This is a genomic window from Streptomyces sp. NPDC021115 (genome assembly GCF_044333065.1).
Taxonomy (GTDB): domain Bacteria; phylum Actinomycetota; class Actinomycetes; order Streptomycetales; family Streptomycetaceae; genus Streptomyces.
Genome location: NZ_JBIRQF010000004.1, coordinates 250,714 through 272,853, shown reverse-complemented (window position 1 = coordinate 272,853; position 22,140 = coordinate 250,714). Strand labels below are relative to the sequence as shown.

Annotated in this window: 19 protein-coding genes; 4 read left to right on the top strand and 15 right to left on the bottom strand. The window is 72.6% G+C overall.

What is annotated here, in order from left to right; all coding sequences use genetic code 11:
* Window positions 1-157 precede the first annotated feature (157 nt).
* Window positions 158-607 (top strand): phospholipase, encoded by a 450-nt coding sequence (locus ACH4TL_RS15195; RefSeq protein ID WP_398314173.1) that lies wholly within the window; start codon window positions 158-160, stop codon window positions 605-607.
* An 83-nt stretch (window positions 608-690) separates the two neighbouring features.
* Here ACH4TL_RS15195 and ACH4TL_RS15190 read toward each other — a convergent pair whose 3' ends face one another.
* From ACH4TL_RS15190 to ACH4TL_RS15150, 9 genes are all read right to left on the bottom strand, one after another.
* Complete coding sequence (locus ACH4TL_RS15190) at window positions 691-1,500, bottom strand: HAD family hydrolase (protein WP_398314171.1); 810 nt, start codon at window positions 1,498-1,500, stop codon at window positions 691-693.
* Window positions 1,497-2,774 (bottom strand): serine--tRNA ligase, encoded by a 1,278-nt coding sequence (gene serS, locus ACH4TL_RS15185; protein WP_398314170.1) that lies wholly within the window; start codon window positions 2,772-2,774, stop codon window positions 1,497-1,499. Before serS ends, ACH4TL_RS15190 begins: the two co-directional genes overlap by 4 nt.
* A gap of 575 nt (window positions 2,775-3,349) precedes the next feature.
* Window positions 3,350-4,285 carry a prephenate dehydratase gene (pheA, locus tag ACH4TL_RS15180; RefSeq protein ID WP_398314169.1) on the bottom strand — a complete coding sequence of 312 codons (936 nt, stop codon included), beginning with the start codon at window positions 4,283-4,285 and terminating at the stop codon, window positions 3,350-3,352.
* Between the two features lie 78 nt (window positions 4,286-4,363).
* Window positions 4,364-5,641 (bottom strand): iron uptake transporter deferrochelatase/peroxidase subunit, encoded by a 1,278-nt coding sequence (gene efeB, locus ACH4TL_RS15175; RefSeq protein WP_398314168.1) that lies wholly within the window; start codon window positions 5,639-5,641, stop codon window positions 4,364-4,366.
* Window positions 5,638-7,701 carry a copper resistance protein CopC gene (locus ACH4TL_RS15170; RefSeq protein WP_398314167.1) on the bottom strand — a complete coding sequence of 688 codons (2,064 nt, stop codon included), beginning with the start codon at window positions 7,699-7,701 and terminating at the stop codon, window positions 5,638-5,640. Before ACH4TL_RS15170 ends, efeB begins: the two co-directional genes overlap by 4 nt.
* Window positions 7,702-7,707: 6 nt before the next feature.
* A complete protein-coding gene (locus ACH4TL_RS15165) occupies window positions 7,708-8,175 on the bottom strand; it encodes a copper chaperone PCu(A)C (protein ID WP_398314165.1) in 468 nt (155 codons plus the stop codon).
* Window positions 8,172-8,834, bottom strand: a complete 663-nt coding sequence (locus ACH4TL_RS15160) for an SCO family protein (protein WP_398314163.1) — start codon at window positions 8,832-8,834, stop codon at window positions 8,172-8,174. Before ACH4TL_RS15160 ends, ACH4TL_RS15165 begins: the two co-directional genes overlap by 4 nt.
* 74 nt (window positions 8,835-8,908) lie before the next feature.
* Complete coding sequence (locus ACH4TL_RS15155; RefSeq protein WP_398314161.1) at window positions 8,909-9,646, bottom strand: YcnI family protein; 738 nt, start codon at window positions 9,644-9,646, stop codon at window positions 8,909-8,911.
* A gap of 102 nt (window positions 9,647-9,748) precedes the next feature.
* Window positions 9,749-10,564 (bottom strand): hypothetical protein, encoded by an 816-nt coding sequence (locus ACH4TL_RS15150; protein WP_398314159.1) that lies wholly within the window; start codon window positions 10,562-10,564, stop codon window positions 9,749-9,751.
* 201 nt (window positions 10,565-10,765) lie between these two features.
* On the opposite strand from ACH4TL_RS15150, the gene ACH4TL_RS15145 reads away from it, so the two are divergent.
* Window positions 10,766-11,269, top strand: a complete 504-nt coding sequence (locus tag ACH4TL_RS15145) for an ATP-binding protein (RefSeq protein ID WP_398314157.1) — start codon at window positions 10,766-10,768, stop codon at window positions 11,267-11,269.
* Here the strand turns inward: ACH4TL_RS15145 and ACH4TL_RS15140 are convergent.
* From ACH4TL_RS15140 to ACH4TL_RS15130, 3 genes are all read right to left on the bottom strand, one after another.
* Window positions 11,256-12,725, bottom strand: coding sequence for a PLP-dependent aminotransferase family protein (locus ACH4TL_RS15140; RefSeq protein ID WP_398314155.1), 1,470 nt, complete (start codon window positions 12,723-12,725; stop codon window positions 11,256-11,258). The two genes, ACH4TL_RS15145 and ACH4TL_RS15140, sit on opposite strands and share 14 nt — an antisense overlap.
* Window positions 12,726-12,822: 97 nt before the next feature.
* Entirely contained in the window at window positions 12,823-14,331 is a 1,509-nt protein-coding gene (locus ACH4TL_RS15135; protein ID WP_398314153.1) for an aminopeptidase P family protein, read from the bottom strand.
* A 49-nt stretch (window positions 14,332-14,380) separates the two neighbouring features.
* On the bottom strand, window positions 14,381-16,015 hold the full coding sequence (locus ACH4TL_RS15130) for a SpoIIE family protein phosphatase (RefSeq protein ID WP_398314151.1): 1,635 nt from the start codon (window positions 16,013-16,015) through the stop codon (window positions 14,381-14,383).
* 574 nt (window positions 16,016-16,589) lie between these two features.
* On the opposite strand from ACH4TL_RS15130, the gene ACH4TL_RS15125 reads away from it, so the two are divergent.
* Window positions 16,590-17,264, top strand: coding sequence for a bifunctional DNA primase/polymerase (locus tag ACH4TL_RS15125; protein ID WP_398314149.1), 675 nt, complete (start codon window positions 16,590-16,592; stop codon window positions 17,262-17,264).
* 341 nt (window positions 17,265-17,605) lie between these two features.
* On the opposite strand, the gene ACH4TL_RS15120 is transcribed toward ACH4TL_RS15125, so the two are convergent.
* The 3 genes from ACH4TL_RS15120 to ACH4TL_RS15110 form a co-directional block, all read right to left on the bottom strand.
* A complete protein-coding gene (locus tag ACH4TL_RS15120; RefSeq protein ID WP_398314148.1) occupies window positions 17,606-18,574 on the bottom strand; it encodes a DUF5926 family protein in 969 nt (322 codons plus the stop codon).
* Between the two features lie 146 nt (window positions 18,575-18,720).
* Complete coding sequence (locus ACH4TL_RS15115; protein ID WP_398314902.1) at window positions 18,721-19,398, bottom strand: ATP-binding protein; 678 nt, start codon at window positions 19,396-19,398, stop codon at window positions 18,721-18,723.
* 65 nt (window positions 19,399-19,463) lie between these two features.
* A complete protein-coding gene (locus ACH4TL_RS15110) occupies window positions 19,464-20,327 on the bottom strand; it encodes a glycerophosphodiester phosphodiesterase (RefSeq protein WP_398314146.1) in 864 nt (287 codons plus the stop codon).
* A gap of 188 nt (window positions 20,328-20,515) precedes the next feature.
* On the opposite strand from ACH4TL_RS15110, the gene ACH4TL_RS15105 reads away from it, so the two are divergent.
* Window positions 20,516-22,135 (top strand): S1C family serine protease, encoded by a 1,620-nt coding sequence (locus ACH4TL_RS15105; protein ID WP_398314144.1) that lies wholly within the window; start codon window positions 20,516-20,518, stop codon window positions 22,133-22,135.
* The last annotated feature ends 5 nt before the right edge of the window (window positions 22,136-22,140 follow it).

Genomic DNA, 22,140 nt, shown 5'->3' with positions numbered 1-22,140 from the left:
CGTTGGTTGAACTCTGTTCATCCACACGCCCGTCCAGATCTTGACGTTTGTCAGGAACCTGCCGAACTCTGGATGTGCGCCACCTCACACCGACCCGCAACCCGCACCCCTGCGGGCGGTTTGAGCTGCCGTCAGCGACCAACGGAGGGAACCCGAAATGCGTCGTCTCGCCACGAGTCTTGCCGCCACCGCCGTCACCGCGGCCGCCACCGTCGCCCTGGCCGCTCCGGCCCAGGCCGTCCCCGCCGACAAGGCACAGGTGCTCGCGAGCTGGACCCAGACCAGCGCCGCCAGCTACAACACCTGGCTCGCGGCCCGCAACAACCAGGCCGCCTGGGCCGCGTACGCGTTCGACTGGTCCACCGACTACTGCAGCTCCTCGCCCGACAACCCTTTCGGCTTCCCCTTCCAGACCTCCTGCGCCCGCCATGACTTCGGCTACCGCAACCACAAGGCGCTCGGCATCTTCGACGCCAACAAGGCCCGTATCGACAGCGCCTTCTACGAGGACCTCAAGCGGGTGTGCGCCGCCTACTCCGGTGCGCAGAAGACCGCCTGCGACGGCACCGCGTGGACCTACTACCAGGCCGTGAAGAACCTCGGCTGAGCCCCGGACCCCCGCATGGCGACGGGCGGCCCGCCATGGGCCGCCCGTCGCCATGCGTCATCACGCGTCGTCCGCGGAACCGTTCAGCCGAGGAGCCGCTCCAGCACCACGGCGATGCCGTCCTCCTCGTTGGAGGCGGTGATCTCGTCGGCGACGCCCTTCAGCTCGTCGTGGGCGTTGGCCATCGCGACCCCGTGCTTCGCCCAGCCGAACATCGGGATGTCATTGGGCATGTCGCCGAACGCGATGGTGTCCGCGGCCGTCACCTTCAGCCTGCGGGCGGCCAGCGAGAGGCCCGTGGCCTTGGTCAGCCCCAGCGGCAGCAACTCCACCAGCCCCGCGCCCGCCATCGTCACCCCGACCAGACCCCCGGCGGCGCTCCGCGCGGCGTCCGCGAGCGCGTCGTCGCCGAGCTCGGCGTGCTGGATGTAGAGCTTGCTGATGGGCGCGGACCACACCTCGTCCGGGTCGTCGAAGGAACTGACGGGCATGTCCCCGTGCCCCACCCGGTAGCCCGGGCCGAACAGCACCTTGCCGTCGAGCCCGTCGCGGGCCGCGGCCAGCAGCAGCGGACCGGTCTCTGCCGCGATCTTCTCCAGTGCCAGCGACGCCACCTGGCGGTCCAGCGTGACGGAGGTCAGCAGCCGGTGCTCGCCCGCGTGGTAGAGCTGCGCGCCCTGGCCGCACACCGCGAGCCCGTCGTAGCCGAGGTCGTCCAGTATGTGCCGGGCCACCGGCACGGTGCGGCCGGTGACGACGATGTGGGCGGCCCCGGTCGCGGTGGCCGCGGCGAGCGCGGCGCGGGTACGGGCCGAGACGGTGTGGTCGGGACGCAGCAGCGTCCCGTCCAGATCCGTCGCGACCAGGCGGTACGGAAAGGTCCCGCCGCTCACCGGGCGACCGGTGCCAGGACCTCGCGCCCGCCCAGGAACGGCCGCAGCACCTCGGGCACCCGCACCGAGCCGTCGGCCTGCTGGTGGTTCTCCAGGATCGCGACGATGGTCCGGGTGACCGCGCACAGCGTGCCGTTCAGCGTGGCCAGCGGGCGCACCTTCTTGCCCTCGCGCATCCGGATCGACAGCCGCCGCGACTGGAACTCGGTGGTGTTGGACGTCGACGTCAGCTCGCGGTACTTGCCCTGGGTCGGGATCCACGCCTCGCAGTCGAACTTGCGCGTCGCGGACGAGCCCAGGTCACCCGAGGCCAGGTCGACGACCCGGAACGGCAGCTCCAGGGAGGTCAGCCACTGCTTCTCCCACTCCAGCAGCCGCTGGTGCTCGGCCTCGGCGTCCTCCGGGGTCGTGTAGACGAACATCTCGACCTTGTCGAACTGGTGCACCCGGAAGATGCCCCGGGTGTCCTTGCCGTACGACCCGGCCTCGCGGCGGAAGCAGGAGGAGAAGCCCGCGTAGCGCCGGGGCAACTGCTCCGCCTCCAGGATCTCGTCCATGTGGTACGCGGCCAGCGGGACCTCGGAGGTGCCGACCAGGTAGAGGTCGTCCTTGTCCAGGTGGTAGACGTCCTCGGCGGCCTGGCCCAGGAAGCCGGTGCCCTCCATGGCCTTCGGCTTGACCAGCGCGGGGGTGAGCACCGGGGTGAAGCCCGCCGCGGTGGCCTGCGCCATCGCCGCGTTCACCAGCGCGAGCTCCAGCAGCGCGCCGACGCCGGTGAGGTAGTAGAAGCGCGATCCGGAGACCTTGGCGCCGCGCTCGGTGTCGATCGCGCCGAGCAGCTCGCCGAGCTCCAGGTGGTCCTTGGGGGCGATTCCCTCGGCCGCGAAGTCGCGCGGGGTGCCGACCGTCTCCAGGACGGTGAAGTCGTCCTCGCCGCCCACCGGGACGTCCGGGTGGACCAGGTTGCCCAGCTGGCGCAGCAGGGTCTGGGTCTCCTCGGCCGCCGCGTCCTGCTCGGCGTCGGCCGCCTTGACCGCGGCGGACAGCTCACCGGCCTTCTTCAGCAGCTCGGCCTTCTCGTCCCCGGACGCCTTGGGGATGAGCTTGCCGAGCCCCTTCTGTTCGGAGCGCAGCTCGTCGAAGCGGACACTGGAGGACCTGCGCCGTTCGTCGGCGGCCAGGAGCGCGTCGACGATGCCGACGTCTTCTCCACGGGCGCGCTGGGAGGCGCGCACACGGTCGGGGTCCTCACGGAGCAGGCGAAGGTCAATCACGCCCCCAGGTTACCGGTGTGACCTCGGGGGCTCGACGCGATATTCCGTTGTGCCCCTTTTTGCCCCTATTTAGGGCTGTGGGAAAACCTGGGAATTCTCGTGTGGACGGCCGTCAAGGAATGTATGCGCATTCCCTGAAAAGGGGCAAAGAGATGACCGGCTTCCCGCGTGTGCGGGGTGAGTTGGCCGTGTGTTGTCCACAGGGCTGTTGGGATACCGGTGAGTTATCCACAGCCTGTGTGTGAGATCTGTGGATGTCGCGGTGATCGTTTGGCCCGCCGAGTGCTCGGCGATGGATTCCCCTCTCGAATCGCGTTCACACACTCTTTGAGAGAGGAATCCCTCACTCCAAAGAGCGGATCTATGGAATTGCGGTGACGGATACGCAATGTCCGGTGTTGTGAGCCGATGAGGTGACTGTGGTGATGTGTCGACATTGCCGGTTTGGTGATGTCGACTTGTCCCCAGCGCCGAGGCGAGCCTGTGGATAACTTTTCCACCACAACGGCCGGGACGGGCGTTGACCCGGCTCCGGGGCGTCGTTCCCGACCGTGCTCAGCTCCGCCCGGACGCGCTCAGTCCCGCCCGTCCTGGCAGCGGGCCAGCCACTCCGCCGCCTCCGCGAACGCCTCGTCCGAGGTGCCCTGGCGCAGCGGGCCCAGGTCCGCCGCGTCCACCCCCGCGCGCGGGTACGAGCCCAGGAAGCGCACCTTCGGGCAGATCCGCTTCAGCCCCATCAGGGCCGACCCCACCCGCCGGTCCGTGATGTGCCCCTCACAGTCCACGGAGAAGCAGTAGCGGCCGATGCCCTCGCCGGTCGGGCGCGACTCGATCCGCATCATGTTGACGCCGCGCGCCGAGAACTCCTGGAGCAGCTCCAGCAGCGCGCCCGGGTGGTCGTCGCCCAGCCAGATCACCACGGACGTCTTGTCCGCGCCGGTCCGGGCGGCGGGCCGGGCCGGGCGTCCCGCCAGCACGAAGCGGGTCATCGCGTTCTCCGCGTCGTGGATGTCGCTCACCAAGGGCTCCAGCCCGTACTTCGGCCCGGCGAACGCGCCCGCGAACGCCGCGTCGTAGCGCCCCTCCTGCACCAGCCGCGCGCCGTCCGCGTTCGAGGCGGCCGACTCCCACAGGGCGTCCGGCAGGTTCGCCGCGAGCCAGTTGCGGACCTGCGGCTGGGACACCGGGTGCCCGGTCACCGTCTTGACGTCCGCGAGCGTGGTGCCCGGCCGCGCCAGCAGCGCGAAGCTGATCGGCAGCAGCACCTCGCGGTAGATCGTCAGCGGTTCGCCGGTGGCCAGCTCGTCGAGGGTCGCGGTGACCCCGCCCTCGACCGAGTTCTCGATGGGCACCAGGGCGGCCGCCGCCGTGCCGCTGCGCACGGCGTCCAGCGCCGCCGGGACCGAGACCATCGGGACCAGCTCGCGTGTGGCCGCCTCCGGCAAGGACCGCAGCGCGGCCTCGGTGAAGGTGCCCTCGGGGCCGAGGTAGACATAGTGGCTGGCCGACATCACGATGGCTCCCTGTGATCGTATGAGAGCCGCCACGATACCCAGCGGCGGCCGGGGGCGAAGCGGTTCATTCCTCGCTCACCCTTCCAAGAGTGCCTGACCCACGTACGCGTCCGGGGCGCAGCCGCCCGGCACCGCGAAGAGCGCGCTGGCCTCGTGCCGCAGGAACCGGGACAGATCGTCCCCGAGGTCCAGCTTCCGCTGCACCGGCACGAACCCCTTCATCGGATCCGCCTGCCACGCGATGAACAGCAGCCCCGCGTCCGGCGCCCCGTCGTCGCGGAAGCCGTCGTGGTACGAGAAAGGGCGGCGCAGCATCGCCGCGCCCTGGTTCGACTCGGGCGCCGCCACCCGTACGTGGGCGGCGCCCCCGATGGCCAGCGCCCCGTCCCCGTTCACCTTGTCGAGCCGCACCGGGGTCGACTCGGTGCCGCCGGACAGCGGGGCCCCGTCCGACTTGCGGCGGCCGATGACCTTCTCCTGCCGCTCCAGGGAGAGGTTGTCCCAGGAGTCGAGCAGCATCCGGACGCGGCGCACCACGGCGTACGAACCGCCCGCCATCCAGGCCGGGTCCCCCTTCTCCGGTACGAAGATCCGCCGGTCAAAGTCGGGCTCCTCCGGCTTGGGGTTGTTCGTGCCATCGACCTGGCCCATCAGATTGCGCGCGGTCATGGGGTGGCCGGTGGCCCCGGGGGTGCGGTTGAAGCCGTTCATCTGCCAGCGCAGCCGGGCGGTGCCCCCGGCCTCGCGCTGGAGCGCGCGCAGCGCGTGGAAGGCGACCAGCCCGTCATTGGCGCCGATCTGGATCCACAGGTCGCCGTTGCTGCGCTTCGCGTCGAGCGCGTCGGAGGCGAAGTCGGGCAGCGGGGCCAGCGCCTCCGGCAGCCGGTCCTTCAGCCCCGCCCGGCCGAAGAAGGAACGGCCGAAGCCGAAGGTGACCGTGAGGGACGACGGTCCGGCGTCGAGCGCGATGCCCGTGTCGTCCGGCGGCGTCCTCCCCTCGGTCAGCTCGCGCGCCGTCCTCGACCACCGGCGCAGCAGTGCGGCGGCTTGTCTGCGGTCCGCGCCGGGCGCCAGGTCGAAGGCGGCGAGATGGCCATGGGCCTGGAGCGGGGTGGTGATCCCCGCCTGATGCGTGCCGTTGAAGGGGACGGCCGTCGAACCGACCGAGCTGAGCGGCCGGGGCGTGGTCCGCGTCGCCTCCGCGGCGTACGCACCGGCCGCGCCGCCGACGACGAGCCCGGCCGCGCCCGCGGCGCCGGCCGTGCCGAGCAGTCGGCGCCGGGACACCCCGGCGGGTTCGGTGTGCTGGTCCTGCGGTGTTTCGGGGGCATTCGGGGCCTGCTGAGTGCTCATTGCGCGATCTTCACGTTCCTGGTCTCCGTCACCTGGTCGATGTCGGAGGTGCGTACGGTCAGGGAGAGCTGCCACTTCCCGGCCATGGGGAGCTGCACGCCCTGGCCGTTCCAGTGCCCGGTGGACCGGTGCTCAAGGGGGATCGTCAGCGGGCCGAGGCCCTTCTCCTTGAGGGTCAGGGAGACCTTGACCTCCGGCACGTCGATGGGCCGGTCGGCGAAGTCGCTGATGAAGACGTTGACGGTGTTGTCGCCGGGCAGCGCCGGGTCGACCATGACGATGGCCTTGCCGCGGCCGCTCTTGGGGCCGGTGTTGTACGGGATCTCCACGCTGATCGGATCGACGTTCAGCGCACCGGGGTCCGCGGCGGGCGCCGCCGCGGGCTTCCCGGTCTCCGCCCGGCCCGGCTGGGTGCCGCTCAGCACGGTGGTCACCGCGAGCAGCACGGCGGCGACGACGGTCTCGGCGATCACGGAGCGGCGCAGTCCGGTGCGCTGCGGGTCGGCGTCGCGCTCGCGCCGGGCGGCCGTCTTGTCCTTGGCCGCCCGCTGACGGGCGAGCTGTGCGGCGCGTACGGGGTCGTCGTCGGCCCCTGAGCCCTCGCCGGAGTCTGCGCTGTCGGAGTCGGAGTCGGACTCGGAGTCGGCATCGGAGTCGGACCCGGCGGCGCCGGTACGGACCGGCTGCCCGGCCTTCACCACTGCCTTGGCCTCTGCCCCCGCCGCCACCTGTGCCTTCTCCACGCTCCCGGCTTCGTCTGAGACCTCGGCCGAGGCCGTGGCGTCGTCGAGGCGGCTCGTCCAGCGGCGCGAGAAGGCGGCGATGCCGACCAGCACCGCCACCAACGCCACCTTGATCAGCAGCCAGCGCCCGTAGTCGGTGCCGGTCAGCGCCTTCCAGGAGCCGACCTGCCGCCATGCCTGGTACAGCCCGGTGAGGACCAGGGCGATGACGGAGCCGAAGGCCAGCCGGGAGAAGCGGACCACGGCCGCCCGCTCGATCGGCACGCCCGCGCGGAGCGTCACCGCGAGCGAGGCCAGACCGCCCAGCCACACCCCGACCGCGACCAGGTGGATCACGTCGACCGGCATGGCCAGCTGCGGCTGGATGCCGACTGAGGCGTGCTCGGCCATCGCCCAGGTCGCGGCGAGGCCCACGGTGACGACGACGCCGCCGAAGCCGAGCCCGAAGGCGAGGTCCTGGCGCCGCTTGGCGTCCTCCTCCGCCGCCTCGGTATGGCGGGTGTACGAGCCGAAGAGCACGGCCAGGAAGACCGCCGCCACGCCGAGCAGCAGCAGCCGGGACAGCAGCGCTGCGCCCGGCTTGGTGTCGAGGACGTCGCCGAGCGCGCCGAGGTCGGCGACCTTGCCGAGCCCTTCCTCGTTGGCGTACGGCCCGCGCAGCAGCAACAGCAGCACGGTGGCCCCGAAGAGCGTCGCCCAGCCGCCGACGGCGATCTTCCGCACCGGCCGGGAGGACCGGCACACCCCGGCGAACACGCAGGCGCCGACCAGGGCCGCGAATCCGCCGTAGGCGGCGTACCGCCCGATGCCGTACAGCGTGGTGACCGTGGTGTCGCCGCTCCCGCCGGTCGGCGCCTTGACCGAGGTCTTGGACGGCGCGCCGATGGAGAAGGTGAACGCGCCGCTCACCGGGTGGCTGTCCTCCGAGACCGCCTTCCACGCCACGGTGTAGGTGCCGTCCGGCAGCCCGGAGCGCAGCGCGACCGACGCGGTCGACGACTTGCCGCCGACGTGTGCCGCCTTCCCCGAGTCCACGCGCTTGCCCTTGGGGTCGAGGACCCGCACCGCGTCCCGGCCGAGCAGCACGCCCTCCGTGAAGGTGAGCGTGACCTCCTGCGGCGCGGACTTCACCACCGCGCCCTCGCCGGGGCTGGTGGAGGTGAGCGCGGCGTGCGCGGACGCGGGCCCGGCGCCGAAGCTCAGCGCGCACAGCAGCGCGGCGAGCAGCGCGCCGAGGACCGACAGCAGCCGCCGGGCGGTCACGGAGGTCCGGGCGCCGGTCCGGGGGCGGGCGGTCGGGGAGGTCAGCGAGGGCATCGGCTGTCAGTCCTTGGGACGGTACGTCATCGGCTCGACCGGGACTTTGATCTTCACGGGGTCGGAGGTGGCGAAGTGCAGGGTGAATTCGACCTTCTCACCGAGCTTCGGCTTGTGGGCCAGTTTTGTCAGCATCAGATGATCGCCGCCGCTGGTCAGCCGGAGTTCGCCGTCCGCGGGCACGTCGAGCGAGCTGACCTGCTTCATCTGGGTGCCCTTGGTGGTGTGCATCGTGACGTCGGGGGCGAGCGGGGTGGTGACGGACGTCAGCTTGTCCGCGCCGCCCCCCTTGTTCGTCACGGTCAGGAAGGCCGCCGCCATGTCGGCCATCGCGGGCCGCGGGATGTACGCGCCGCTGACGGAAAGCTTCGGGCGGTCCCCGCTGCCGCCGTCGTCGCCGCCGCAGGCGGTGAGCGCGCCGGCCAGTCCGAGGGCGAGGGCGGCCGCCGCGGCGGCCCGGTGCCGGGAGGTCACGGGTTCTCCCCCTTGATGATCTTCGGGAGGTCCTTGGCGTACTGCTGCGGGGAGGTCGACGTGGTGTAGATCCAGTGCCCCTTGTCGTCCTTGGGCGAGAAGCCCAGCACCTGGGCGCCGTGGTTGACGGTGACGCTGCCGTCCTTCTCCTTCTTCGGCTTCTCGATGAAGATGCCGAGCGGCTTGGCCCCGGCCTGGATCGTGTCGAAGTCGCCGGTCAGTCCGACGAAGTCCTTGCCGCCCTGGGCGTCCAGCCACTTGCGCATCCGCTGCGGGGTGTCGCGCTCCGGGTCGGTGGTGACGAACACGACCCGCAGCTTCTCCCGTTCGGCCTTGGACAGCTTGGAGACGGCGATGCCGAGGTTGCTCATGGTCAGGGGGCAGACGTCCGGGCAGTGGGTGTAGCCGAAGAAGACCAGGGTCGGGTGGCCCTTGGTCTCCTTGAGCAGGTCGTACTTCTTGCCCTCGGTGTCGGTGAGGACGAGGTCGGGCTTGGCCTTGGCGTCGCCGTTCAGGACGATCGCCTGGCCCGTCTTCTGGCCGCCCGAGACGCTGGCGGCGCTGCCCCCCTTGTCCCCGCCGTCGTCGGAGCCGCCGCAGGCGGTGAGGGTGAGCGCGGCGGCGGCGACGAGGGCGGAGCCCAGGATCTTGGTGCGCATGGAGCTGTTCTCCAGGTATTCGGTGGGATCGGTGGTGCGTGGCGGCGGCGGGCCCGGGGCCCGCCGCCGGCTGGTCAGGCGGAGCGGCGACGGCCCGCGAGCACCCCGAAGATGACTCCGGCGGCGCCGATGACGATGCCCGCGGTGCCCAGCACCCGTGCGGTGGTGTCGGTGCTGTCGTCGTCCGACGCGGCGGCGGTCTTCGCCGTGCCGCCGGACGCCGCGGCCTTGGTGCCCTTGGCGTCGCCCGCGCCCGCGGAGCCGTGCCCGTCCGAGCTTTCGGCGGCGTCGGTGAGCTTGAGGACCGGCGCCGGGTTCTCGGGCTCCGGCGCGCCCTCCTTGGGCTCCTCGATCCAGCGCACGACCTGCTTGTCGTCGTACGTCTGGAGGGCCTTGAAGGCGAGCTGGTCGGCGTCCTCGGGCAGCGGGCCGACCGAGACCGGGAACTGCTGGAACATGCCCGGCTCGATCTTGCCGCCGGTCCAGGTGATCTTGGTGACCGCCTCGGTCACCTTGCCGTCGTCGGTCTCGATGGGCTTGTCCAGCTTGGACTTGGTGACCTTCACGTCCCAGCCGGGCACCGGCTGCGGCATCACGGAGGCGAGCGGATGGTCGGTGGGCAGGTTGACCTCGAGCTTGACGGTCGAGGAGTCGTCCCGCTCGTTGGGCACCTTGAAGTCGACGGTGCTGTAGCCGCCCTTCTCGGCCTGCCCCGGCTGCACGCTGACGTGCGCGAAGGCGGGGCCAGCGGCGAGCAGCACCAGGGCGCCCGCGGTGAGGCCGCCGAGAACCGGCGGACGGCGAAGACGCATGGCGTTCATGCAAACGCTCCAGATGAGGAGTGATCGGTGGGTCGGCGCGCAGGCGGCCCCGGCGCGACCGCCCTCCGATCCCCCTGGAGGCGTGTCGCGTCGTCAGGCCGCGAGGTCGCAGGCCGGTGGTCCCCGCCGGATCACGCTGTGCTGCAGGACGACGGCCGTCGTCCCGCGCTCGTCGGCCCCGTCCGTGCGCGGGCGCGGCGGTGCGGCGTCCGACGCGGCGTCCATGAGCCCGGTGAGCAGGGTCCGTACGAGGCCCAGCGCGGCGCGCAGCGACCGTACGAGCGCGGCCTCCGCAACCCCGCGCGCCCCCTCCAGCGACAGCCGTACCGCCCGCCACACGGCCCGCTCGCCGTGCCGCAGCAGCCAGCCGACGGCCACAGCGGCCAGCAGATGGCCCAGGGTCATCGGCAGCGACGGCAACAGGGCCGTGAGGCCCATCGGGTGCGCGGACTCGGGTGCAGCGGTGGACGGCGCGGGGTGCAGCGACGACGGGTCGATGCCCGACCGGGCGACGATCCGGTGCGCCGTGGCCGCGTCGAGGCGGCGGGGGAGCGTGGTGCACAGCAGCTTCGCCGCCATGCCGATGACATGTCCGTCGGCCTCGGCCGCGCGGTGGGCGCCAGCCGTGGCGGCGGCCGCCTGCTGCTGCCCGTATCCGAACAGGCTGTGCAGCGCGAGCTGCCCCAGGGCCAGCACCGACGCGATCCCGGGCAGCGACCGCTCCCGCCCGGCCAGCGGCAGCGCCACCGCGAACATCGCCGCGGCCCCCACGCCGAGCGTCCACAGCGGCACCGTCGCGCAGGACGCCAGCACATGCCCCGCCGCGGACAGCACGACGCAGACCGCGGTGAACACCGCGGCCCGCAGCATGCGCAGATCGGCACCCGCACGGGCGACAGGGGAAGCCATGGCCGCGCCATCATCCCACTGGGTAAACGCGTTCCCTACGGCGGGTAGGGCGTACCGGCGCACACCGGGACAGGCCTATACACCGATGCGCCTACCGCGCGCGTCCGCCGAATGAGCGGAGTCACGCCAATCGGACGCTTACGGACCATGGACCCAGGCAATACGTAACGGTATGTCGAGCCGCGGCCGGGAGGCTGGAGCATGAGCATCTGGTGGTCACTCCATTTGCCCCGCGAGGCGGCGAGCGTTCCGCTCGCACGGCGACTGCTCCTCGGCACCATGGAGACGGCCGGAGTCGATCCGGAGATCTCCTACGATCTGTCGGTCGCCCTTTCCGAGGCATGCGCGAACGCGGTGGAGCACGGCGGCAGCGACGGTACGGGCGGGGACTACCGCGTCACGGCCTTCATCGACGGCGACACCTGCCGTATCGAGGTCACCGACTCGGGCCCCGGCTTTACCGGCCGTGGCACCGTGCGCCGTGAGACGCGCACCCGGAGCGAGCGGCGTCCGGCAGTGGCGCCGAGGCCGCAGCACCCGCACAGTCCGGCTCCCGCACACGCGGAGCACGGGCGGGGGCTCTTTCTCATCGAGGCGCTCACCGATCACGTCCGCTACCGCGACCGCCCGGGTCGCGGCGGGGTGGTGGTGAGCTTCGACAAGATCCTCAAGTGGCGCGAGGACTCCCTGCTCAGAGCGTCGTGATCGCGTCCTCTTCACCGGGCGGCAGCGCCCGGCACAGCGCGTCCAGCGCCCCCGCGAACGCGTGATCGGGCGGGGTCGCATAGCCCACGACCAGGCCGTCGTGGGCCGGTCCCGGGGCGTCGGGGTGGCGGTAGTCGGCCAGCCCGTCGAGGGCCAGCCCCCGCGCGGCGGCTGCCCGTACGGCGGAGGACTCCGTTCCGGGCGGCAGCGCGAGGACCGCGTGCAGCCCGGCGGCGATGCCGGAGACCCGGATGTGCGGGGCGCGCTCGGCGAGTGCGGCCACCAGCTGGTCGCGGCGCCGCCGGTAGCGCTGGCGCATCCGGCGCACATGGCGGTCGTAGCCGCCGGACTCCAGGAAGTCCGCGAGCGTCAGCTGATCGAGCGCGCTCACCCAACCCTCGCGCTCGCCCTTCGCGGCCAGCGCCTCGTCCACCAGCGCGTCCGGCAGGACCATCCAGCCGAGACGCAGCGCGGGCGACAGGCTCTTGCTGACCGAGCCGACGTACAGCACCCGGTCGGGGTCGAGGCCCTGGACGGCGCCGACCGGCCGCCGGTCGTAGCGGAACTCCCCGTCGTAGTCGTCCTCCACGATCAGCCCGCCGCCCGCCCGTGCCCAGTCGACGGCGGTGGCGCGCCGCTCCGGATGCAGCGGCCCGCCGGTCGGGAACTGATGGGCGGGCGTGAGCAGCACGGTCGTCACGCCCCGCAGGTCCCGGCGGGCGGCCAGCTCCTCGGTGCGGGCGCCGTGCTCGTCCAGCGGGAGCGGCACCGTCCGGATTCCGGCGGCGGCCAGCAGCGAACGGTGAAAGCCCAGGCCGTACTCCTCGACGGCCACCCTGCCGCGCAGCGCGCTCGTACCGCTCAGCAGCCGCAGGGCGTGTGCGAAGCCCGAGCAGATCACGATCCGCTCCGGATCGGTGCGTACGCCACGGGCCCGGGCGAGGTAGTCGGCCAGGGCGCGGCGCAGCTCGGGGCGGCCGTGCGGATCGCCGGGGCCGAACGCCTCGCTGGGCGCGGCGGTCAGCGCGCGCCGGGCCGAGGTCAGCCAGGCGGTGCGCGGGAAGGCGGCGGCGTCGGGCTGCCCCTGGAGCAGACTGTGGACGGTGCGCGGGGCGCTCCCCCGGTGTCCTTCGGCCCGTGCGGCAGCGGGTCCGGTACGCCGCGCCGGGGGCGGGTCGGCCCGGGGCGCCACGCGCGTCCCCGAGCCCTGGCGGGCGGTGAGCCAGCCCTCGGCGATCAGTTCCGCGTACGCCCCGGCGACCGTGTTGCGGGCGATGCCGAGGTCGGCGGCGAGCGAGCGGTAGGGCGGCAGCCGGGTGCCGGGGGCGAGCCGCCCGCTCCGTACGGCGTCGCGCAGCGCGTGCGTCAGGGCGGCCCGCCGGCCGCCCGCCCCGGCCAGCTCCAGATGCAGATCACTGCCCAGGGCCTCCGCCGCATTGACCCACGATTCCGCCATGGGCACGCACCTTATCGGCGGTCAATCGCGGATGTTCAACGACGGCGGGGGAGCGGCGACCGCCGCTCCCCCGCCATGGACCTGTGAGGATTCCGCCTCAGCTCCGCTGGGCGGTGAGCCGGACCATCCACGCCTCGACGTCGTCCGCGGACCGCGGCAGCCCCGCCGACAGATTGCGGTTGCCGTCCTCCGTCACCAGGATGTCGTCCTCGATCCGGACGCCGATGCCCCGGTACTCCTCGGGCACGGTCAGGTCGTCCGGCTGGAAGTAGAGGCCGGGCTCGACGGTGAGGCACATGCCGGGCTCCAGCGTGCCCTCCACATACGTCTCGGTGCGGGCCACGGCGCAGTCGTGCACGTCCAGGCCGAGCATGTGGCCGGTGCCGTGCAGCGTCCAGCGGCGCTGGAGACCCAGCTCCAGAACGCGCTCCACCGGGCCCTCGACCAGGCCCCACTCGACCAGCTTGGTGGCCAGGACGCGCTGGGCGGCGTCGTGGAAGTCGCGGTACTTCGCGCCCGGCTTGACCGCCGCGATGCCCGCCTCCTGCGCCTCGTAGACCGCGTCGTAGATCTTCCGCTGGAGCGCGGTGTAGCTGCCGTTGACCGGCAGGGTGCGGGTGACGTCCGCGGTGTAGAGGGTGGTGGTCTCGACCCCGGCGTCGAGGAGGAGCAGATCGCCGGAGCGGACCGGGCCGTCGTTGCGCACCCAGTGGAGCGTGGTGGCGTGCGGCCCTGAGGCGCAGATCGAGCCGTAACCGACGTCGTTCCCCTCGACGCGGGCGCGCAGGAAGAACGTCCCCTCGATGTAGCGCTCCGAGGTCGCCTCCGCCTTGTCGAGGACCTTCACGACGTCCTCGAAGCCCCGCACGGTCGAGTCGACGGCACGCTGGAGCTGGCCGATCTCGAACTCGTCCTTGACCAGGCGCTGCTCGCTGAGGAAGACCCGCAGCTCCTCGTCGCGCTCGGCGGTGACCTTGTCGGTCAGCGCCGCCTCCAGGCCCGCGTCATGGCCGCGTACGACGCGCACAGGGCCGGTCGCGGCCCGGAGCTGGTCGGCCAGCTCGCGCACGTCCTTCGCGGGCAGGCCCAGGCGCTGCTCGGCCTCGCCGAGGCTGTGCCGCCGCCCGACCCACAGCTCGCCCTGGCCGTCCAGCCAGAACTCGCCGTTCTCCCGGTCGGAGCGCGGCAGCAGGTAGACGGTCGCCCGGTGCGCCCCGCCCGCGTCCGGCTCCAGCACCAGGACGCCGTTCTCCGTCTGGTCGCCGGTGAGGTACGCGTACTCGGTCGCGGCGCGGAAGCCGTACTCCGTGTCGTTGGAGCGGGTGCGGAGGTTGCCCGCCGGGACGACCAGGCGCTCGCCGGGGAAGCGCGCGGAGAGCGCGGCGCGGCGGCGGGCGGTGTCCGGTGCCTGTTCGATGGGGCTCAGATCGTGCAGCTCGGTGTCCGCCCAGCCGGACCTCATGTTCTCGGCAAGCTCGTCGGACACGCCCGGGTAGAGGCCGTTCTTCCGCTGCTTGATGGGCTGCTCCTCGGCCTCCGGGGTCTCCAGGGCGTCAGGAGTGGGCTCCTCGGTCACGTCATCCTCCTCGAACTGGACCTCTCCCATGGTAGATCGGGGTGTACGGCCCCCGGGAGACGTCACGGAGGCCGCACGATCAGCCCTCGACCGGCCGCCTGTCGGCAGCCGGGCAGTCGAAGTGGGCGACGAGCAGGACGACGTCCTCCGCGTCGTCTCCCGCGTCGGCGTCCTGGCCCCCGCCGCTCTCACCGGGGAGCATCGCCAGCAGCACATGGTCCGCGAAGGCGTCCGGATCGGCGCGCACCGCCCTGGGGGCTCCGGCCGCGGCCGCGTGCAGCCGGGCGTAGGCCCGGTCCATCGGCTCACCGGTGCGGCGGAGCAGCCCGTCGCTGTAGAACATGAGCGTCTCACCGCAGGCGGGCTCGATCTCCACGCTCGGCGCCTCCCAGCAGGACAGCATGCCCAGTGGCGCGGACAGTGTGGTCTCCACGAACTCCGTGCGCCTCTCCCCGGTGATCAGCGGCGGGCAGTGCCCCGCCCCGGCCAGCAGCACCCGGCGCACCCCGGGCTCGCAGTAGGCGAACAGGGCGGTCGCGGAGCGGGCGGGCTCGGTGAGCCGCAGCAGCAGCTCCAGATCGGAGAGCACGGCGACCGGATCCTCGCCCTCCATCACGGCGTACGCGCGCAGCGAGGCCCGCAGCCGCCCCATCGCGACGATCGTGCTCGGCCCGGAACCGGTGACCGTGCCGACCGAGAGGCCGAGAGCGCCGTCCGGCAGCGGCAGCGCGTCGTACCAGTCCCCGCCGCCCCTCGGGGCCGGCCGGTGGCGGACGGCCAGGCGCACCCCGGGAAGCCGCGGCAGCCGGGTGGGCAGCAGCTCCTCCCGGACGGTCGCCACGGTGGCGCGGGCGCGGGACAGCTCGATCAGCCGGGTGATGTGGGCAGCGGCGTAACGGCAGTACAGCGCGACCAGATGGCGCTGGTGCTCCTCGGGCTCGGCCGGTTCGTCGTAGAGCCAGGCGACCGCGCCGAGCCGCCCCTCCGGCACGGCGGCCACCCCGGGGGGACCGGCCGGGGCGGAGACCTGCGCGGAGACCGGGGCGGCGGCGCCCGGCACCGCGCCCGGCACCGCGCCCGGTGCCGTACGCGCCGTACGGTCGCCCGCGGCGGGGGACGCGTCCTCGGCGGCGGGGGTGGGGGCGGGGACGACGGCGAGCCCGGAGCCGGGGCCGGGACCGGACCCGGGGAACGGGTCCAGCGGGACCGCGTAGCTGGCGGCGAAGCCGAGGCGGGCGGCGACCTCGCGATGGCGGGGCGCGAGACCGGGCTCGCCCGCGATGTCGGGGTGGGCGACGTCGGCGCGCCGCTTGCCGCCCGGCTCGGGCAGCCCGTCCAGGAGATGGCCACCGGGCGCCGAGCTGCCCGGGATCGTCTCGATCTGGCCGAGGTCGGCGCGGCCGAGGCCGAGGCCGACGGTGGTCACCGGGCCCTGCCCGTCCGCCGGTTCGAGCGCGACCAGCCCGCGCTGCGCGCCCACGAGCGCGGCGCCCGCGCGCAGCAGCTCCCGCAGCGCGTCGTCGAGGCCGCTGGTGTGGACCAGCCGCTCGGTCAGCTCGTGAAGCGCCGTGAGATCCGAGACCCACCCGGCGAGCCGGTCCTGAACACCGGGTTCGGGCGCGGCGAGGGGCGGGCCGAGGGGATCGGCAGTTTGCGTGGGTACGGGGAGGGAAGAATCGATTCCAGCCACTTTCGGCGGATGGGGCGAGTTCATGGACCGCTGCCTTCACCCGTCGCGCCCAGCTTGCTCAATAGCATCGCAAACCCCCTGTCGTGCTGCGCCGCTACTGTGCCGCTACTGTCTCCAGATGTACACGCACGGGAGAGGCGATGTCCAGCATTGTCCCGGTGCTCTTGTTAGTGTCTGTGGGGAATTGAACTTGGCTGAAAAAAAGTCGTTACGCTGTCAATTTGAGGTCGACTGACGTCATTCGACAGCGCGTCGTCTCCAACGCGGCGGGTACACATTCGGAGAGGGACTGGGGCAGTTCGGACCGCCCCGGAACCCCGCGGCCGGTCCAGGCGTCATAGACCACAACGGCCGCGCCCCTCCCCGAAGGGCGAGGAAACGCACCACCCAGGACGGCAAGCGCCATGCGCGCGCCACCCCTCGCCACGTTCCACGCTCGGCCCGCGGCGTGATGCGCTGCCTTGTACGCGCAGTGACTTGTGATCCACGTGCTGTGAGTGGCCGAACGACGCCCGACAGCGGCACGTAGTGCCATGTGAAGTGCCATGTAGTGCGAACGGATACAGCCCTCGGCGTTAACGGAAAGGAACGAGCGCTCATGCGCGAGATCCTCGGAAGGCGACGCAAGTTCTCGCTGCGGCGTGGCGCACGCTCGCCGCAGCTCCGCGCGGCGCTCACCTGCGCCACCGAGTGGCAGTGGCCCGTCCTGCCGGGTGTCGGCCTCCGGCCCGGCGGCGGACGCCTGCGGGTGTGCGGCTGTCCCGACCCGGACTGCGCGGTGCCGGGCGGCCACCCCTTCGACCCCGTTCTCCTCGCCGCCACCACCGATCCGCGCATGATCCGCTGGTGGTGGACCAACCGCCCCGATGCGCCGCTCCTCCTGGCCACCGGCGGCACGGCCCCGTGCGCGCTCAGCCTGCCCGCGGTCGCCGGGGCCAGGGCGCTGGCCGCGTTCGACCGGGCGGGCGTCCGGCTCGGCCCGGTGGTCGCCACGCCCACCCGCTGGTCGCTGCTGGTGGCTCCGTACTCGCTCGAAGAGCTGGGCGAGCTGCTCAACCGCCAGGACTGGGTGCCCAGCTCGCTCCGGTTCCACGGCGAGGGCGGCTATCTGGTGCTGCCGCCGTCGCAGACGGGGCTCGGCCGGGTGCGCTGGGAGCGGGCGCCGCAGCGCCGCCGCGGGCGGCCCTGGCTGCCGGAGGTGGCCACCGTGGTGGACGCGCTCGTCGAGGCGAGCAGCAGCGCGCCCGACGGAGGCAGTCGGCTCGCGTACTGACGTTCGACCCCCACGGCACACGCGGTGCGGCCCACGGCCTCGCCGCGTGTGATGCGTTCGGGGGCAACTTCCGCGATGCGGCGGTCAGTTGGGCCACGCCGACTGCGTGCCGGCTGCCGTGTCGGCTACGTACCGGAGTCATCCGTTCCGGTGCCGGACATGGAAGCGCCCGGTCGCTGGCGACGGGGGATGCACCAGCGACCGGGCTTTTAGAACCGTAACAAGAGATCGGCCCTAAGCAAATTCGATCGCGGATTTCCGGACGCGGACTTCCAGGGCGTAACTGTGAGTTGTGAGCGGCGTCACGCGGGTTCGGCCGCTCGCTCGACCCCTCGGAACGCTCAGCTGAGCGTCACCTGACGGTTGGTGAGACCGCCCCGGGCGCGGCGCTGTTCGGCGGTCAGCGGCTCGTCCGAGGCGAGCGCCTCGCCCAGCCGTTCCGCCAGCTCCGCGGCCGGCTTCTCGGTCTCCTCAGCCCCCATGCCGCGGGGCAGGTCCCACACCGGCACGGTGAGCCCGTGGGCCCGGAAAGAGCCCACCAGGCGGGTGTCCTCGCCCAGCGAGGAGGCCCCCGACGCATGCAGCCGCGCGAGCGCGTCGAGCAGCTTCTCCTCCGGGTGGGACATCACCCAGCGCAGGTGGTTCTTCTCCGGCGTCTCGCACCAGTAGGCGGCCTCCACGCCGGTGAGCCGGGCGGTGGGGATCGCGGCGGCGTTGGCCCGTTCGAGGGACGCGGCGACCTCCCCGCTGGCGTTCGCGGCGTCCTCCAGCCAGAACTCGAACCCCTCGTGCAGGGTCGGCGTGAAAGCGCCGTTCGGGTCGAGCAGATCCTGGAGGCGCGGACCGTCGCCGGGCGCCCGCTCGGCCGACACCGGCGTGCCCGGCTCGGCGGTCAGCGCGCGCCGCAGGGTGTCGGCCAGGTCGCGGCTGAGGTCGCCGGAGGCCGTGTCGTTCTGGAGGCCGAGCAGCACGGCGCCGCTGTCCCGGCGCAGCGCGGGCCAGGCCATCGGCAGCACCGTCGCCAGGGTGACCGACGGCACGCCCTCGGGCAGCCCCTCGGCGAGCGGCAGCCGGACGGTCGCGGCGGGCACCAGCTCGCGCAGCGCCACCCAGTCGCATTCGCCGGGCAGCCCCTCGAAGGGCCGCTGCACCAGCTCGGTGACGGCGTGGGCGGCCTCGCGGCCGTGGCAGGCCTTGTAGCGGCGGCCCGAACCGCACGGGCAGGGCTCCCGCGCACCCACCACGGGGATGTCGCCCGTGGCGCCCCGGGGTCCTGCGGCCTTCGTCTGGGGGCGGCGCTTCTTGGCCATGATGTGGCTGTCTCCCGATCGTGGCGGCTCAGGGCTGGTGCGTAACGCCGTTGTCGGCGCGTACGTCCTCGTACTCGTACGGCTACGCGTACGGGCGGGAGCCTAGCCCGTCGGCCGAACCTCGTCGGCCAGATGCGCCGCGTCGGTCACGCCAGCTCGTCCAGATCGGCGAAGCCCAGCTCGCGGTCGAAATCGGGATCGATGTTCGTGTCGACGGTCGCGTCGATGTTCGCCCCGAGGCCGGTGCCGACACCCGGGCCGATACCCGGGCCCACACTCGCCCCGACGCTGGGCAGCATGACCCGGCCGGTGAAGCCGGTGTCGGCCGGGAGGAGGGCCCATACGGTGACCTCGCCCGTGCCGTCCCGTACGCCCCAGTCGTCGGCCAGGGACCTGATGATGTTCAGCCCGCGACCGCCGCGAGCCGTGACGGAAGGTTTGGCCGGAAGTGGCCTTGTGGGGCCACCGCCATCGGTGACTTCGACCATCACCCGATCGTCTTCATCGACGCTCCACGCCGCGCGAACCGTCCCGCCGCCAGGGGCGGAGCGCCATGGGCTGCCATGCCGCCACGCATTGCTGAGCAGTTCCGAAAGGATCAACACTGCGTCGTCTATGACCGAATCCGATACCCCAGTCCTGCTCAAATCGCCGCGCATCCACTGTCTTGCCGCGCGGACGCCCGCAGGACCATGGGGTACGGCCATGGTCGACGACGTCGGCACCTTGTGTGCCACCACCAACGCCACCCCCGAGACCTCCTTAGCCCCACGCCAGGGGATGGATGCCCCATGGGACTGGAGCGGAAACCGGCCAAGTGGCATCGTGTGACGCACTCGTCACGATCGAATACGTAACGAACGCGCCGGTGCACGCCTTGTAATGCCCACTATGAGCGCCCGAGTTGGGACAGTACCTGTTTGGGGCGATTCGTGATCAGCGCGTCGACCCCCAGCCGCACGCACAGCTCGACATCGGCCGGTTCGTCGACCGTCCACACGTGCACTCGGTGCCCCGCGCGCTGGAGCCGCGCCACGTACGTCGGGTGGTTGCGCACGATCCGGATGCTGGGCCCCGCGATGCGCACCCCCGGCGGAAGGTGCCCGTCCCGGTGGCGCGGCAGGACGAACTGCATCAGATAGACGGTGGGGATGGCGGGCGCCGCGAGCCGCACCCGGTGGAGCGAACGCGCCGAGAAGCTCATGACGCGCACGGGCGGCGGCTCGCCGGGCCGCGGCGCGTCGAGCCCGTACCGGCGCAGCAGCTGGATCAGCCGGTCCTCGACCTGACCCGCCCACCGGGTGGGGTGCTTGGTCTCGACAGCCAGTTCGACGTGGCGTCCGGCGTCGGCGATCAGGCCCAGCAGCCGTTCCAGGGTGAGGACGGACGTACTGTCGCGGCCGTTCCGGTCCGGCGCCTCCCTGTCGGTGGCCTGCCCCTTCCACGACCCGAAGTCGAGCGCCGCCAGATCGGCCAGCTCCAGCCCGGAGACCGCGCCCCGGCCGTTGGACGTGCGGTCGATGCGCCGGTCGTGGACGCAGACGAGATGGCCGTCGGCGGTCAGCCGGACATCGCATTCGAGCGCGTCGGCGCCGTCCTCGATCGCCCTGCGGTACGCGGCCAGGGTGTGCTCCGGCGCGTCCTCGGAGGCCCCTCGGTGAGCCACGACGGACACGGTGTGCGGACCCGGGCGGATGTCCCGGTCAGAACGCGCATAGGTCACCGCGTTATGGTGCCACCGCCCGGTGTCCATCGGTGGCAGGTCCCTCTTCCGGCCGTTGCCCGGAATGGCGGTAGGGCGAATTGTCCGGGATAAAGGGTGGTAGTCCACACGGCCGCCGCTCCTTACGGCGGTCTGACGCGCCGTGGGAAAAGCTGACAACGGTAATACGTACGCGTGGGCCGTCATGGAAAAACTGTCGTGCACCTGAGGAGACAGCTGTGAGCACCGAGAACGAGGGCGCTGCCGTACCGCCTGCGGCCGGGCCGCAACCGGCCCCTCCGGCGCCGCACCCGAACCCCGCGGTGCCGCCCGCGCCGGACTTCGAGCCCACCGCGGGCGCGAAGCCGGCCGCACCGGAAGCGCCGATAGGCCAGACCCCGGACCAGACGCCACCGGCCCCGGGCCAGACGGCGCCGAGCCCCGACCACACGGCGAAGGCGGACGCCCCCGCGCCGTCGTCCCCCGGGCCGTCCTCCCCCACCCCTCCGGCCCAGCCCCCGGCCGCCCCCGCCCAGCCCCCGGCTGCGTTCGCGTCGACCGGCGCGGGCGAGCCCGGCGGTGCCCCCGGCTACGGCGCCCCCGGCTACGGCGCCGGGCAGTGGCCCGCCGACGGCGGAGCGCCGGGCGCCCCGGGCGCCGGTGCCCAGGGCGGCGGCCCGGGCGACCCGTGGGGAACCGCCCCCGTACCGCCGCCCCCTCCCGGGACGCCGGAGCGCAAGCCGCGCGGGCTCGTGGCCGCCGTCCTGGCCGCCGTGCTGGTCGCGGGCGGCATCGGCGGCGGCGTGGGCTTCTGGGCCGCCGACCGGGAGAACAACAGCGGCGACACCACCACCGTCTCCGCCGTCGGCAACCCGAAGGCGGAGAGCCGCGCACCCGGCTCCGTGTCCAACATCGCGGGCAAGACCCTGCCCAGCGTCGTCACCATCGAGGCGCAGGGCAACAACGGTGAGGGCGGCACCGGCACCGGCTTCGTCTACGACAAGCAGGGCCACATCCTCACCAACAACCACGTCGTCGCCTCCGCCGCCGACAACGGCAAGCTCACCGCCACCTTCTCCAACGGCAAGCGGTACACCGCCGAGGTCGTCGGCAAGGCCCAGGGCTACGACGTCGCCGTCATCAAGCTCAAGAACGCCGCCGGCGCCAAGCTCGACCCGCTGCCGCTCGGCAACTCCGACAAGGTCGTCGTCGGCGACGCCACGGTCGCCATCGGCGCCCCCTTCGGCCTCTCCGGCACCGTCACCACCGGCATCGTGAGCGCCAAGAACCGGCCGGTAGCCTCCAGCGACGGCGGCGGTGGCAATGCCTCCTACATGAGCGCCCTGCAGACCGACGCCTCCATCAACCCCGGCAACTCCGGCGGCCCCCTGCTCAACGCGGACGGCGGCGTCATCGGCATCAACTCCGCCATCCAGTCCGCGGGCAGCGGCAGCGGCCTCGGCGAATCCCAGCAGTCCGGCAGCATCGGCCTCGGCTTCGCCATCCCGATCAACACGGCGAAGACCGTCGCCCAGCAGCTGATCAAGACCGGCCAGCCGGTCTACCCGGTGATCGAGGCCACGGTCAGCATGAAGGACTCCACCGCCGGCGCCACGATCGCCGCCAACGGCAGCGGCGGCAGCCCCGCCGTCGTCCCCGGCGGCCCGGCCGCCAAGGCGGGCCTCAAGTCCGGCGACGTCATCACCAAGCTCGACGACACCGCGATCGACAGCGGCCCGACCCTGATCAGCGAGATCTGGACGCACAAGCCCGGCGACAAGGTCACCCTCACTTACAAGCGCGACGGCAAGACCTCAACGGTCGACGTCACCCTGGGGCAGCGCAAGGGAGACAACTGACACGC

What these genes read in the sequence shown, in the direction of transcription:
- ACH4TL_RS15170 (WP_398314167.1), bottom strand. Translation starts at nt 7,701, where the DNA reads ATGCCCTCGCTGACCTCCCCGACCGCCCGCCCCCGGACCGGCGCCCGG.
- ACH4TL_RS15160 (WP_398314163.1), bottom strand. Translation starts at nt 8,834, where the DNA reads ATGCGCACCAAGATCCTGGGCTCCGCCCTCGTCGCCGCCGCCGCGCTC.
- ACH4TL_RS15125 (WP_398314149.1), top strand. Translation starts at nt 16,590, where the DNA reads ATGCGCGAGATCCTCGGAAGGCGACGCAAGTTCTCGCTGCGGCGTGGC.
- ACH4TL_RS15110 (WP_398314146.1), bottom strand. Translation starts at nt 20,327, where the DNA reads ATGGACACCGGGCGGTGGCACCATAACGCGGTGACCTATGCGCGTTCT.
- ACH4TL_RS15145 (WP_398314157.1), top strand. Translation starts at nt 10,766, where the DNA reads ATGAGCATCTGGTGGTCACTCCATTTGCCCCGCGAGGCGGCGAGCGTT.
- ACH4TL_RS15120 (WP_398314148.1), bottom strand. Translation starts at nt 18,574, where the DNA reads ATGGCCAAGAAGCGCCGCCCCCAGACGAAGGCCGCAGGACCCCGGGGC.
- pheA (WP_398314169.1), bottom strand. Translation starts at nt 4,285, where the DNA reads ATGTCGGCCAGCCACTATGTCTACCTCGGCCCCGAGGGCACCTTCACC.
- ACH4TL_RS15150 (WP_398314159.1), bottom strand. Translation starts at nt 10,564, where the DNA reads ATGGCTTCCCCTGTCGCCCGTGCGGGTGCCGATCTGCGCATGCTGCGG.
- ACH4TL_RS15155 (WP_398314161.1), bottom strand. Translation starts at nt 9,646, where the DNA reads ATGCGTCTTCGCCGTCCGCCGGTTCTCGGCGGCCTCACCGCGGGCGCC.
- ACH4TL_RS15140 (WP_398314155.1), bottom strand. Translation starts at nt 12,725, where the DNA reads ATGGCGGAATCGTGGGTCAATGCGGCGGAGGCCCTGGGCAGTGATCTG.
- ACH4TL_RS15135 (WP_398314153.1), bottom strand. Translation starts at nt 14,331, where the DNA reads ATGGGAGAGGTCCAGTTCGAGGAGGATGACGTGACCGAGGAGCCCACT.
- ACH4TL_RS15195 (WP_398314173.1), top strand. Translation starts at nt 158, where the DNA reads ATGCGTCGTCTCGCCACGAGTCTTGCCGCCACCGCCGTCACCGCGGCC.
- efeB (WP_398314168.1), bottom strand. Translation starts at nt 5,641, where the DNA reads ATGAGCACTCAGCAGGCCCCGAATGCCCCCGAAACACCGCAGGACCAG.
- ACH4TL_RS15115 (WP_398314902.1), bottom strand. Translation starts at nt 19,398, where the DNA reads ATGCCACTTGGCCGGTTTCCGCTCCAGTCCCATGGGGCATCCATCCCC.
- ACH4TL_RS15130 (WP_398314151.1), bottom strand. Translation starts at nt 16,015, where the DNA reads ATGAACTCGCCCCATCCGCCGAAAGTGGCTGGAATCGATTCTTCCCTC.